The organism is Pseudomonas petroselini (genome assembly GCF_045037875.1).
Lineage (GTDB): Bacteria > Pseudomonadota > Gammaproteobacteria > Pseudomonadales > Pseudomonadaceae > Aquipseudomonas > Aquipseudomonas petroselini.
On sequence record NZ_CP173614.1, the window covers coordinates 6,871,956 to 6,885,624 of the forward strand.

The 13,669-nt window shown below is 62.8% G+C and carries 9 protein-coding genes and 1 pseudogene; 6 read left to right on the forward strand and 4 right to left on the reverse strand.

Features of this window, described 5'->3' with window-relative positions; translation table 11 throughout:
- Positions 1-36: 36 nt before the first annotated feature.
- The gene (locus ACI512_RS31785) at positions 37-4,296 is read left to right on the forward strand and encodes a DEAD/DEAH box helicase (protein WP_236378394.1); all 4,260 of its coding nucleotides are present in this window, start codon (positions 37-39) and stop codon (positions 4,294-4,296) included.
- Between the two features lie 50 nt (positions 4,297-4,346).
- On the opposite strand, the gene ACI512_RS31790 is transcribed toward ACI512_RS31785, so the two are convergent.
- Positions 4,347-6,452: a mechanosensitive ion channel family protein gene (locus ACI512_RS31790; RefSeq protein WP_236378402.1), complete on the reverse strand. Its 2,106-nt coding sequence runs from the start codon at positions 6,450-6,452 to the stop codon at positions 4,347-4,349.
- Between the two features lie 185 nt (positions 6,453-6,637).
- Here ACI512_RS31790 and ACI512_RS31795 point away from each other — a divergent pair.
- The 4 genes and pseudogenes from ACI512_RS31795 to ACI512_RS31810 form a co-directional block, all read left to right on the forward strand.
- A pseudogene (locus tag ACI512_RS31795) lies at positions 6,638-6,852 on the forward strand (hypothetical protein); the annotation flags it as partial.
- Between the two features lie 132 nt (positions 6,853-6,984).
- Positions 6,985-7,764, forward strand: coding sequence for an endonuclease/exonuclease/phosphatase family protein (locus ACI512_RS31800; RefSeq protein ID WP_064052227.1), 780 nt, complete (start codon positions 6,985-6,987; stop codon positions 7,762-7,764).
- On the forward strand, positions 7,761-9,023 hold the full coding sequence (clsB, locus tag ACI512_RS31805; RefSeq protein ID WP_236378404.1) for a cardiolipin synthase ClsB: 1,263 nt from the start codon (positions 7,761-7,763) through the stop codon (positions 9,021-9,023). Before ACI512_RS31800 ends, clsB begins: the two co-directional genes overlap by 4 nt.
- On the forward strand, positions 9,013-9,969 hold the full coding sequence (locus tag ACI512_RS31810; RefSeq protein WP_015886123.1) for a lysylphosphatidylglycerol synthase domain-containing protein: 957 nt from the start codon (positions 9,013-9,015) through the stop codon (positions 9,967-9,969). The genes clsB and ACI512_RS31810 overlap by 11 nt, the downstream gene beginning before the upstream one ends.
- A 55-nt stretch (positions 9,970-10,024) precedes the next feature.
- Here ACI512_RS31810 and ACI512_RS31815 read toward each other — a convergent pair whose 3' ends face one another.
- The 3 genes from ACI512_RS31815 to ACI512_RS31825 form a co-directional block, all read right to left on the reverse strand.
- Positions 10,025-10,780, reverse strand: coding sequence for a S9 family peptidase (locus tag ACI512_RS31815; RefSeq protein WP_231808511.1), 756 nt, complete (start codon positions 10,778-10,780; stop codon positions 10,025-10,027).
- Positions 10,770-11,879, reverse strand: a complete 1,110-nt coding sequence (locus ACI512_RS31820; protein WP_236378406.1) for a DUF3182 family protein — start codon at positions 11,877-11,879, stop codon at positions 10,770-10,772. The genes ACI512_RS31815 and ACI512_RS31820 overlap by 11 nt, the downstream gene beginning before the upstream one ends.
- A 171-nt stretch (positions 11,880-12,050) precedes the next feature.
- Positions 12,051-13,010 carry a GlxA family transcriptional regulator gene (locus ACI512_RS31825; protein WP_236378408.1) on the reverse strand — a complete coding sequence of 320 codons (960 nt, stop codon included), beginning with the start codon at positions 13,008-13,010 and terminating at the stop codon, positions 12,051-12,053.
- 96 nt (positions 13,011-13,106) lie between these two features.
- On the opposite strand from ACI512_RS31825, the gene ACI512_RS31830 reads away from it, so the two are divergent.
- Positions 13,107-13,667 carry a cysteine hydrolase family protein gene (locus tag ACI512_RS31830; protein ID WP_231808508.1) on the forward strand — a complete coding sequence of 187 codons (561 nt, stop codon included), beginning with the start codon at positions 13,107-13,109 and terminating at the stop codon, positions 13,665-13,667.
- Positions 13,668-13,669 lie beyond the last annotated feature (2 nt).

A 13,669-nucleotide genomic window follows, 5' to 3' on the forward strand; every position in this document is an offset into this window, starting at 1 on the left:
TTGCAACTTGTTGGAACAGGGGCTATCAATCACTCCATGAACCTTCCTGAATCCACCGACACCGCATTGACCGGCTTCCACCTCGCCGTCAGCACCTGGTTCCGCAGCACCTTCCCCTCGGTGACAGGCGCCCAGGCCCAGGCCTGGCCGCTGATCCGCCAACGCCAATCAACACTGATCGCCGCGCCCACCGGCTCCGGCAAGACGCTCACAGCGTTCCTGGCGGTGCTGGATGACTTGGTCCACCAAGGCCTGGCCAACGGCGGTGAACTGCCGGATGAAACCCTGGTGGTCTATGTGTCGCCACTCAAGGCGCTGTCCAACGACATCCAGATCAACCTGCAAAACCCGCTGGCCGGGATCACTGAGCACCTGCGGAACCTGGGCCTGCCGCCGCTGGCCATCCGCACCGCCGTGCGCACCGGTGACACCCCGCAAAAAGACCGCGCACTGATGCGCAAGCGCCCGCCGCATATCCTGGTGACCACCCCGGAATCGCTCTACGTGCTGCTGGGCTCGGACTCCGGCCGACAGATGCTCGCCAGCACGCGCACGGTGATCATCGATGAAATCCACGCCATCGCCGCCGGCAAACGTGGCAGCCACCTGGCCTTGAGCCTGGAACGCCTGCAAGGCTTGTGCGCCGAGCCACTGATGCGCATCGGCTTGTCAGCCACGCAAAAGCCCATCGACGCGGTGTCGCGGTTCCTCGTCGGCAGCGGCCGGGCGTGCGCGATTGTGGATATCGGCCACGCCCGCCCGCGCGACCTGGATATCGAGGTGCCGCCCGTGCCGCTCTCTGCGGTGATGGCCAACGATGTGTGGGAGCGGGTCTACGACCGCCTCGCCGAGTTGGCCCGCGAACACCGCACCACGCTGATTTTCGTCAACACCCGACGCCTGGCCGAGCGCCTGGCCCGGCATTTGAGCGAGCGCCTGGGCAAAACCGCCGTGGCCGCCCACCACGGCAGCCTGGCCAAGGAAATGCGCCTGGACGCCGAACAGCGCCTCAAGGGCGGCGAGCTGCAGGTGCTGATCGCCACCGCGTCCCTGGAGTTGGGGATTGATATCGGCGATGTCGATCTGGTTTGCCAGATTGGCTCGCCCGGCTCCATCAACGGCTTTCTGCAAAGAGTCGGTCGCTCCGGCCACCAGGTGGGTGGCACGCCCAAGGGACGCCTGTTCGCCACCACCCGCGACGACCTGATTGAATGCGCCGCCCTGCTCGACTGCGTGCGCAGGGGCGAACTCGACACGCTGCAGATTCCCGTGGCGCCCCTGGATGTACTGGCCCAGCAGATCATCGCCGAGGTCAGCGCCCAGGAATGGTCCGAGCAGGCCTTGCTGGCGCTCATCCACCGCGCCGCGCCCTACGCCACGCTGGATGAGCGCCACTACCAGGCACTGCTGCAAATGCTCTCCGACGGTTACAACGGTCGCCAGGGCATCCGCAGCGCCTACCTGCACCGCGATGCCCTGACTCGCACCCTGCGCGGTCGACGGGGCGCCAAGCTGACCGCCGTCACCAGTGGCGGCACCATCCCCGACAACGCCGACTACAGCGTGTTGCTCGAACCCCAGAGCCTGAACATCGGCAGCGTCAACGAAGACTTCGCGGTGGAAAGCATCGCCGGGGATATCTTCCAGCTGGGCAACACCTCGTATCGCATCTTGCGGGTCGAAGCCGGAAAAGTGCGCGTCGAGGACGCCCATGGCCAACCGCCGACCATCCCCTTCTGGCTCGGTGAGGCGCCGGGGCGCAGCCACGAATTGTCAGCGGCAGTGGCGCGCCTGCAAGGTCAGATGGACGCGCTGCTCAGCGCCACGCCGGGTGACCTGCACGCCGCACAGGATTGGCTTACCGACACCCTCGGCCTGAACCGCGCCAGCGCCGAGCAGATCCTCGATTACCTGGCCCGCGCTCGCCTGGCCCTGAGTGCGTTGCCGTCCCAGGACACGTTGATCATGGAGCGGTTTTTCGACGCGTCCGGTGGCACTCAACTGATCATCCACACGCCGTTCGGCAGCCGCGTCAACCGCGCCTGGGGCCTGGCCCTGCGCAAGCGTTTTTGCCGCACGTTCAATTTTGAATTGCAGGCGGCGGCCAGCGAAAACGCAATCGTGCTGTCGCTGTCCACCAGCCACAGTTTCGAGCTGGACGAGGTGTGGCGTTACCTCAATAGCCAGAGTGCCGAGCACATCCTGATACAAGCGGTGCTGGATGCGCCGCTGTTCGGCGTGCGCTGGCGCTGGAATGCCGGAGTGGCGCTGGCGTTGCCGCGCTATACCGGGGGGCGCAAAGTGGCGCCGCAGATTCAGCGCATGAAAAGCGAAGACCTGATCGCCAGCGTCTTCCCCGACCAGATCGCCTGCCTGGAAAACCTCGCCGGCGAGCGCGAGGTGCCTGAGCACCCGCTGGTGGAACAGACGCTCGACGACTGCCTGCACGAAGCCATGGACAGCGAGGGTTGGCTGGCGCTGTTGCGGCGCATGGAACGCGGCGAGGTGCGCCTGATCAGCCGCGACCTGCCCGCGCCCTCGCCCATGGCCGCAGAAATCCTCAGCGCCCGCCCCTACACCTTTCTCGACGATGCCCCCCTGGAAGAGCGCCGCACCCAGGCCGTGCTCAACCGGCGCTGGAGCGACCCGCAGAGCACCGACGACCTCGGCGCACTGGATGCGGATGCCATCGCCGGCGTGCGCGAAGAAGCCTGGCCGGCGCCCAACGGGCCGGACGAAATGCATGAGGCGTTGATGAGCCTGGCGTGCATCGCCGGTAACGAAGTCACGCCGCAATGGGCGACTTGGCTGCACGCATTGGCCCAGGGTGGCCGCGCCTATCAACTGCACACTCACTTAGACACCCGCCTGTGGGTCGCCGTCGAACGCCTGAGTTGTGTGCAGACGATCTACCCCGGCAACGTGCCGTTGCTGCCCGGCTTCGATGAGCCCTGGACCGTTGAGGAGGCCGTGACGGAAGTGCTGCGCGCGCGCCTCGGTGGGTTTGGCCCGCTGAGCCTGATCGAGATCGCCGCGCCCCTGGCCTTGCCGGTGGCGGATGTCACCCAGGCACTGGCCCGTCTGGAGCAGGAAGGCTACGTGCTACGCGGGCATTTCAGCCCCGGCGCCACCCAGGAGCAATGGTGCGAACGCCATCTGCTGGCGCGCATTCATCGTTACACGGTTAAGCGCCTACGCCGGGAAATCGAGCCGGTGGCGCTGCAGGACTTAATGCGTTTTCTGTTCGATTGGCAGCATTTGTCCGACGGCACACGTGGCCAGGGCAGCGCGATGTTGCCGCAGATCGTCGGGCAGTTCGAAGGGTACGCCGCCGCCACTTCCGCCTGGGACAGCGATTTGCTCAGTGCGCGGCTCAAGGATTACTCCTCGACCTGGCTCGATGAGTTATGCCGCAGCGGCAAACTGGTGTGGACGCGATTGAGCAACAAGACCAGCGCCATGGCATTGCGCAGCACTCCGGTGGTGTTGCTGCCACGCAACCAAGTGGGACTGTGGAGCGGACTGACCGAACCCACCGACGCCACCACGCTGTCGCCCAAGGCGCAGAAGGTGCATGAAGCCCTGCGCGACCACGGCGCGCTGTTTTTTGATGAGCTGGTGCATGAAGCCCACTTACTGCGCAGCGAACTGGAAACCGCTTTGCAGGAACTGGTCGGTGCCGGTTTGGTGAACGCCGACAGCTTTGCCGGGTTGCGTGCGCTGACCACCCCCGCGAGCAAACGCCAGGCGCGCAGCAGTCGGCGCGGGCGCGGCGCGTTTATCGGCGGCATGGACGATGCAGGGCGTTGGGCACTGATCCGACGCCCGTCGACTGCCGCAGGTCCGCCTTCCGCCGAGACCCTGGAGCATGTGGCGATGACCTTGCTGCGCCGCTATGGCGTGGTGTTCTGGCGCTTGTTGGAGCGCGAGGCGGAGTGGCTGCCGAGCTGGCGCGAGTTGCTGCGCACCTTTCACCGCCTGGAAGCGCGCGGGCAGATTCGAGGTGGGCGGTTTGTCAGTGGTTTGGCGGGGGAACAGTTTGCGTTGCCTGAGGCGATTCCGTTGCTGCGTGAAGTGCGGCGTCGACCCCATGATGGGAGTTTGATTGCGGTGTGTGGCACGGACCCGTTGAACCTGGTGGGCACGCTGTTACCAGGCACCAAGGTGCCGGCGGTGAGTGGCAATCGGATTGTGTACCGGGATGGGTTGCCCGCGGCGGTCATGGTGGCGGGCAAGCAGCAGGTGTTAGTAGAGATGGATCGGCAGGCGGTGCAGGAGAGGCTGATCAGGCATTGAGTGTTGGGGTGACTTCCAAGGGCCTCATCGGGGGCCCAGTCACCGCAGAATTACTGAGGCCTGGGCTGCTCGGTAAGCACCACCGATGCGGGCACCTCCTCATCCGGCTCATCCACCTGCGCCGCACGTTTAGGCAACAGCACCTGCTGTGGATAAGTCTGCGCGAAGTGCACCTCATCACAGTTATCCACAAGTTTTTTGAGGCGCTGATTGAACGCGCGACTCACCGCATACTGCCCGCCCGACACCGTGCGGAACTGCGCGGTAAGCACCACGCCATTGAGGTCCATCTTGTCGACGCCGAACACCTCCAGCGGCCCTTGCAGGTTGTACTTGAGGAACACGTCATCACGGATCGACTGCCCCGCTTCGCGAATCAGCTCCACCGCCTTGTCCACGTCGGTGTCGTAGGTGAACTGCACTGAGAAGAATGCATAGGCAAATTGCCGCGATTGGTTGGTGACCGCCTTGATCTGCCCGAACGGCACCGAGTGCACAAAGCCCTTGCCGTCGCGCAGGCGCAGGGTGCGAATGGTCAGGCCTTCGACGGTGCCGGCGTGACCGGAGTCAAGCACCACCCAGTCGCCGATGGACAGGGTATCTTCGATGATGATGAACAGGCCGGTGATCACATCCTGCACCAGTTGCTGCGACCCGAAGCCGATGGCCAGGCCGACCACCCCGGCCCCCGCCAGCAGCGGCGCGACGTTGATCCCGAGGTTGGCCATGGTGGTGATCGCGCAGATCACCACCAGGATGATTTTCACCGCATTGCGCAGCAGCGGCAGGATGGTTTTGACCCGCGTGCTGGGCTGGCGGCTGGAGCGTTTATTGACCGGTGGCTTGAGCGCTTCCTGGATCGCCGTGTCGAGTACCACCCAGAACAGCCAGGTCATCAGCAGGATCAGGCCGATGCTGCTGAGGGAGTCGCTGATCGCCCGGCCCACCGAGTTACGCTGGGCAAATTCGAACAGCGACACGCCCCAGATTCGTCCAAGAATCTCGATAAAGGCGATGGCCATGACGATACGCAGGATCGCGTGCAACAAGCTGAGGAAGCGTTCCTTGTAGGCGCTGCTGCGCTGGATCGCGACCTGGCTGCGGGATTTGAACAGGTGTTGCAGCACGGTGCTCAGGAACACTGTACCAATCAGCAAAATGGTGGTGAACAACGCACAGCGCAGGGCCTTCTGGTTATCGTCGCCGGCCCCGATCAAGTTGATCGCCGAGACCAGCACCATCAACAGGATCGGCCAGTACCACAACCCGGAAAACACCCGCAGCGATTGCTGCAACGCCGGGTGTTTAAGGCGTTGAGTCAACGGTCGATTGCGGATCAGGTGGGCCACCGGTCGACGCAGGCGCACCACCAGCACGCCGAAAATCACGGCGGCGAATAGCCCGGTAAACACCGCAATGCTGCTGGTGATATTGCCGCCGAACTGACGAGCGATTTGCGGGCTGGTCAGCGCGTCGCTGAGGGCGGCGAGAAAGCCGATCAGGAACAACGGCGTGGGGCAGTAGCTGCGGATGATCTGCACCGCCGGGCGCTTGTGGCCGACATTGAACATCACAATCACGCACAACAGCATCGACGTGGAAAAAATACCGCTGCTGGTGGCGTAGGCAAAACACAGCGCCAGCGCACGCCCTATCGATGTGGGTAAAAAGTGGCTGACGTACAGCGTCAGCGGCAGGCAGATCAGCGCGGGAATCGTGTAGGGCAGCACATACCCAAGCACCGCTTGCAGGCGCCCGCGCCGGGCGACAAATGGGCGCCGGCTCATGCGTTGGACGATAAAACGCCCCAGCAGCGTCAGCAGGGTAAAGGCGCCGATCCACACCCCCGACAACAGCAGGAAGTTCCCTGCGATGGTCCATGGCGAACGCTCGGACGTCTGGTCGACCAGCCGCCCGACTTCATCCGCCGCACGGTCGGCCCGTAGGCGCCAGGCGTCGATCAGGTTCTGGTTGAGGTCGAGCTTCTCTTGCACATCATCGATGCTGGAGCTGATCGCGCCGAGCAGGCCGCCCTCGACCAGCAATTCCGGCTTGGCCGGCGCTTCAGGTTCCGACGCGGAGGCCGCGGCTTGCAGTGCGGCACTGGGACAAAACAGCAGCGCGCCGAGCAGTAATGCAGTCTTTAGATTCAGCAAAACACCGGGCTCCTTCAGAAGGGTCTGTAAGGAACTGACGGGTTTGAGCCTTGATCGTTCCCCGTTTGCGGCATCTTTGACTTGCAGGCAACTATCAAATGCCAATCCCTGGCTTTTTCCGCAACAGCCAACACTCGACACTGCGCTCCTGATTGAAACCCACCGGAGTTGCAGCCATGCCCATTGCCTTTAACCTGAGGATCGCCGGTGGCGCCTGGGGCGGCGGGTTGATCGTGACGCATATGGGGCTGATCCACACGGCCTGGATCAGTTGGGGCCGGTGTACACAGAGCGTTCGACGCGGATAGTCGCCGGCACTGAATCAGCAGCCATACACATCCAATGTGGGAGGGGGCTTGCTCCCGATAGCGGTGGGGCAGTTGATGCAGGTGTCGACTGATCGACTGCTATCGGGAGCAAGCCCCCTCCCACATGGGTTCTATGCCGTCTGTAGGAAGGTGGAAACTTTCAGCCAAAAATCATAGTCAGCCATAAACGGGGGCCAGGCCCCCACTTTTTCACAGGAGCAATTATGGCTGCGATCCCTGACTGGGTGCCCGTAACCCCCAGCGTCGCCATCAGTCGCTTCACGGTGCTGACGGTCAATATCCACAAGGGTTTCACCGCCCTCAATCGACGCTTCATCCTGCCCGAGCTACGTGAGGCGGTGCGCAGTGTGGGCGCCGACATGGTGTTCCTGCAGGAAATTCACGGCACTCATGAGCGTCACCCCCAGCGCTTCAGCGAATGGCCGAACATGCCTCAGTATGAGTTCCTTGCCGACAGCATCTGGCCGCAGTTCGCCTACGGGCGCAATGCGGTCTACCCCCACGGCGACCACGGCAATGCACTGCTGTCGAAATTCCAGATCGTGCACTACGACAACCTCGATATCTCCCAAAGCGGGCATGAAAACCGTGGGCTGCTGCATTGCGTGCTGCGCTTGCCGGGCACCGGGCAGGAAGTGCACGCGATCTGCATCCACCTGGGCCTGCGTGAGGTGCATCGCCAGCAACAGTTGCGCTTGCTGGAGCAGCGCATCAGCGAGATCCCGGCCGATGCACCGCTGGTGGTCGCGGGCGACTTCAACGACTGGCGCCAGAAGGCCGACCTCAGTCAAAGCGGACTGCGGGAAGTCTTCATCGAAACCCACGGCAAACTCCCGCGCACCTTCCCGGCGCGCCTGCCCTTGCTGCCACTGGACCGCATTTATGTGCGCAATGTGAAAGTGCATAACCCTCGGGTGCTGACCTCACGGCCTTGGTCGCATTTGTCCGACCATGTGCCGCTGTCGGTGGAGATCGAACTATGAACGTTGCCGTAGAACATATTTCCACTGACCAGCCGCCGGACGAAGCCAAGGCCCGTGACCTGGATTACGGCTGGCAGAGCGGCAACCAAGTTGAGTTGCTCGAGAATGGCGAGGCGTACTTTCCCAAGGTGTTCGAGGCACTGCGCGCGGCGCGGCGGGAGATCCTGCTGGAGACCTTCATTCTCTTCGAAGACAAGGTCGGCCACGAGCTGCAGGGCATTCTCATCGAGGCCGCGCAGCGCGGCGTGAACGTGGTGGTCAGCCTCGACGGTTTTGGCTGCGGCGAGTTGAGCCCGGTGTTTCTCGGTGAGCTGGCCGAGGCGGGCGTGGCGGTGCAGATGTTCGACCCTGCGCCGAAAACCCTCGGCATTCGTACCAATTGGTTCCGCCGCCTGCACCGCAAGATTGTGGTGGTGGACGCCGAGGTGGCGTTCATCGGCGGGATCAATTTTTCCGCCGATCACTTGGGTGACTATGGGCCTGAGGCCAAGCAGGACTATGCGGTTCGGGTGACCGGCCCGGCGGTGGCGGACGTGCATCACTTCGCCCTTGCCCAAAGCGGTCGCCAGGTGCGCACGCGGCGCGGTTGGCGGCGGCGCCAGCAGCGACCGGCGTTGTGGTCCACCGACAAGAGCGACGGCCAGGTGCGCTTGATCTACCGCGACAACCTGCAGCACCGCGACGACATCGAAGAAGCGTATGTGTATGCATTGAGCAAGGCACAACATCGCGCGGTGATCGCCAACGCTTACTTCTTCCCCGGCTACCGCTTGCTGCGCGAAATCCGCAATGCAGCGCGCCGTGGCGTGCAGGTGCAACTGATCATGCAGGGCCAGCCCGATGTGCTGCTGGCCAAGCTGGCAGCGCGCATGCTCTACGACTATCTGCTCAAGGATGGCGTGGTGATTCACGAATATTGCCAGCGCCCGCTGCATGGCAAAGTCGCCTTGGTGGATGACGAATGGAGCACCGTCGGCTCGAGCAACCTGGACCCGTTGAGCCTGTCGCTGAACCTGGAAGCCAACGTGCTGATCCGCGACCGTGCGTTCAATCAGCAGCTGTATGAACGCCTGGAAACCCTGGCAAAAAATCATTGCCAGACGATGCCGGAAAACCGTAAGCCGCGCCTGTGGCTCTGGCGATTGACCGTGGGGTTCCTGGTGTTCCATGTGATGCGCCACTTTCCCGCGCTGACGGGTTGGTTGCCGGCGCACAAGCCCCGTTTGAAACCTTTCGAGAGCCCGTCCCATGACGTCTGAAACCAAAGGTTCGCGGTTCAAGCGCTGGAAGAAACCGCTGACCATCGCCTTCTTCCTGCTGCTGATCGTACTGTTCACCATGCTCGCCCGGCGTATCGACTGGAGCGAAGTGGTGCAGACCTTGGGCGATTTCAAACTGCGCACGCTGGTGATTGCAGGCACGCTGACGTTATGCAGTTTTCTGGTGTACGCCAGTTTCGACCTGATCGGCCGTACCTATATTCGCCAGCCCCTGGTGTGGAAGCAGATCCTGCCGGTGGGCATCATCAGCTATGCGTTCAACCTCAACCTGAGTGCGTGGGTCGGGGGCATCGCGATGCGCTATCGGCTGTATTCACGGCTGGGCGTGAGCAACAGCAATATCGCCAAGATCCTGGGCCTGAGCCTGGCCACTAACTGGTTTGGCTACATGGCGATAGCCGGGGTGATTTTCAGCAGCGGCCTGGTCACGATGCCGCCGGGGTGGAAGGTCAGTACCCTTGCATTACAAGGCATTGGTGCGGTGTTAGTGCTGGTCAGCCTCGGGTATCTGGCGGCTTGCCAATATTCGAAAAAGCGTGCGTGGACGATTCGCGGCATGGAAATCAACCTGCCGTCGCTGCGCATGGCGTGTTTGCAATTGATGTTGGGCGCGCTGAACTGGTCGCTGATGGCTGCGGTGATTTTCACCCTGCTGCCGGCCAAGTTGGACTATCCACTGGTGCTGGGCGTGTTGCTGATCAGCGCGATTGCCGGGGTGCTCACCCACATACCGGCCGGGCTTGGGGTGCTGGAGGCAGTGTTTATTGCGCTGTTGCAGCACGAGGCGTCGCGGGGCAGTTTGCTGGCGGGGTTGATCGCTTATCGGGCGATCTACTTTATTGTGCCGCTGCTGATTGCGCTGGTGATGTACCTCGGCGTGGAAGCCAAGGCCAAGGCATTGCGGGTGAAGAAAACACCGGCTTGAAAGAATGTGGGTCGATCAAACGCTATCGCAGGCCAGCCGGCGATAGCGATCTAAACTATTGAGCCTGGATGATGCTCAACCGCTCACCCACCACCATCTCCGTGATCCAGTCCACCAGGATGGAGGTGTAGGCCTGCTGGGACACCGGATCGCTGAGGGAATGGTCGGCCCCGTCGATGATGCGGTGAGTCAGTGAATGCGTCTGCTGGCACGCCGCACGGTAACTCATGATGGTGGCGTGGGGCACATGGTCGTCGGTTTCCGACTCGACGATCAGCACGTCGCCGGTAAACGCCGAGCACGCGTGCAAGGCGCGATTGGTCTCAGCGTGGACCAGGGTGCTGCGGTAATCCATCAAATCCATCTTGTCCAGATCGCGCTTGGGCTTAAGCCATTCGTCGTCGCGGTACAACGCAGGCACGCGCAACGCCAGCCAGCGCACCGGACGCAAGGCGGTGAGAATCGCCGCCAGGTATCCACCGTAACTGGTGCCAACGACGGCCACCGCCGAGGTGTCGATGGCCGGGTGTGACAACAGCCGGTCGTACGCCGCCAGCAAGTCGCGCAGGTTGTCTTCGCGGGTGACGCGGGCTAACGGAATGCCAGAGCCGGCGTGGCCTCGCAGGTCGAAGGTCAGGCACACGCACCCGAGGCCGGCGATGCCCTTGGCACGTTCAAGGTCGCGCTCCTGGCTCCCGCCCCAGCCGTGCACGAACAACACCCCCGGCACTTTGGATTTGGGGCTGAGGAAGGTGCCGCTCATCTGTTCGTCGTCGATATCAATCGCAATGCTTTCGCTTCTAGCCGTCATAAGATTTAACCGTCACGTACTTGAGAAGAAACCCGCTGTTTTCCGCCGGGCCGCGATACACCTCGATGGCATCAGCCGGCAATGGTTCGTCCATGTAGGTTTCCACCGAGGACACATGGATCGCGCGCAGGCCAGGGTTGTTGATAAAACTCTGCAACGCCGCGACTTCCGCACTGCTCGCCCCGCCCATACGCCAGGACTGCTCGAGCACGCCGCTGCGACGCTGGCCGTCACTGTCCAGGCCTTGGGCGATGTCGTAGTTGCGCCGTGAGGCATAAAAGCCAGGGTAGGCCTCATCGGCGGCATTGTCGAAAACCTGGGCTTGCTCAATGGCTTCACGCACGTCGTCGGGTAAGTCGAGCAGCAACAGGTCGGCGTAGCCTCCCGGCACCACCAGCAGGTCGGAGCCGCCGTAGACGTCTTCGCCCTGCCCGTCTTTCGTCAGGTATTGCTCGCCGCAATAACTGAACAGGTGCCCGCCGATAAAACTTTGGCCGACGCTGTGGGTGACCACATCGCGCAGGTCCTGCTCCAGCACCACGCCTTCGCTGAACAGCTTCGCAGCGTCAGGTCGCGCCAGCACAGCGTCGAATTCGTCGAGACTGTGGATAACTTCCTGCCCGCGCCCCGCACAGGCGTGCACAGGTTTTATGCGGATTGGCCCGCTGTAGAGCAAGCGCGTGGCGGCAGGCCGTGCGTCCTCAAGGGCAAAAACGCTCAAGCCATCCAGCACGACGTTTCGCACACGCTCGCAGAACAGCGCAGACCAACCTTCCGGCGCTTTGGCCTCGGGGCCAAGCAAGCCATGACTGATGGCCTTGGTGCAGATGAAGTCGTGGTCGACGTAGCCGCCCCACACATCCTCAGGCCCTTTGATATTGAGCGTTCGGGCCTGCGCCGGGCCGACCAGGGTTTGCGTGGGCAGCAGATACAGCGCTCGACCCGCATGCAGGTCGGGGTCATAGCTGCCGCCGAATTTGAGCCCCAGGATCTGCGCCAGCCAGCGCGCCAGGGCGCGGTTGGTCTCGACCTCATGCAGCGGCGCGCCCTCGCGTATGGAATGCGCGACTACCAGCTTCTTGCGTTGAATCGGGGTCATGCGTCCCCCTTGGCCATCCAGCCATGTGTGTGCAGAGAAGGCTGCAGGGATCAGGCCAAGGCTGTTTCAGGGGAGAAGGTTTTCAAATCAAGCAGTTGCCGAAAAACCGATGGCAGTTGGCCTGCCTCATTCTGCACGACAGTGCTTCAGCGCCGCGGCGTTCTGCACGATTCAGACGCCAAAGCGGCTGCGGTAATCGCTGGGCGCCATGCCGGTGATCTTCTTGAAGATAGCGCGAAAGGCACTGGGGTCCTGGTAACCCACGGTCCAGGCAATATGGTCGATAGTGCCGTTGGTGAACTCAAGCATCTGCCGTGCCTTGCCCACGCGCAGGTGCTGGCAGTATTCGGTGGGTTTCAAGCCGGTGGCGTTGCGAAAACGCCGCAGGAACGTACGCTCTTCCAGGCCCGCCTCCTGAGCCATCGCCGCCACGCACACATCCACCGCACCGCTGGCCTGCAGCCAATGCTGAACCTTGAGGATGGCTGCGTCACCGTGGCCGAGAATGGGCGCGAAGTTACTGCCGCACTGGCTGGCGCTGTCACTGTGCTCGATCACCAGGAAACGCGCTGTGTCGGCCGCGACGCTTGGGCCCATCAGGCGATCGACCAGGCGCAGGCCGAGTTCGGACCAGGCCATCAAACCGGCGGTGGTGATCAGGTCGCCGTCATCGACAATGGGTTTGTTCGCTTCCAGGCGTACGGCCGGGTAGCGGGCCGCGAAGGATTCGGCGGAAGACCAATGGGTGGTGGCGCTGCGCCCGTCGAGCAGTCCACTGCGCGCCAGCATGATCGAGCCCACGCACACGCCGCCCAACACCGTGCCGGCCGTGTGTTGCCGGCGAAGCCATTCCAGTAGCGCAGGGGGCGCCTGGTCTTCGGTGAACTCACCCATCGACGGCGGCACCAGTACGGCCATCAACGGTTGATCGGGGCCGGGGGCACTGCTGAATACGCGCACGGGTGTGCCGCTCGCCTCCACCTGCCAATGGCTGACCCGCAGCAACGTCAATTGCGCGGACTGGTGCTCGGCGGCGATGCGATTGGCCACGCCGAACAGGTCGGTCAGGCCATGCACGGCCGCCCATTGCGCGCCTTGGTAGATCAACACGCCCAGCTCAACAACGACCATTGTCAGTTTTCCCCCTGTTATTGTCGGTGCAGCCAATCCTAAGTGCAGGCGCCAGCTAACATACTGGGCCCATCAACCCATCACGAGGCAACACACATGGCCAAGCAAGCGCTCATCCTAATCGATATCCAGAACGACTACTTCCCCCAGGGCAAGTGGCCACTCGACGGCGTGGAGGCCGCGGCAGACAAAGCCGCGCAGGTGCTGCAGGCTTTCCGTCAGGCCGGCGATGCGGTGATTCATGTGCGTCATGAGTTCACGTCCGATGAAGCGCCGTTCTTCACGCCAGGCTCCGAGGGCGCGCACCTGCATAGCAAAGTGCTGAACGAGGGTAGTGAGCCGGTGGTGCTCAAGCATTTCGTGAATGCGTTTCGCGAGACCAACCTGCGTGCCTTACTGGAGCAACGCAGCATCACCGAAGTGGTGGTAGTCGGCAGCATGAGCCACATGTGTATTGACGGCGTGGTACGGGCGGCGGCGGACCTGGGTTACAAGGTCACGGTGATTCATGATGCGTGTGCGACGCGGGATCTGGAATTTAATGGCACGGTGATTCCAGCGGCGCAGGTGCATGGGGCTTATATGGCGTCGCTGGCGTTTGGTTATGCGGGCGTGGTGTCGGCGGATGAATACTTGAAGGCGCAAGCGGCGTCTTGACC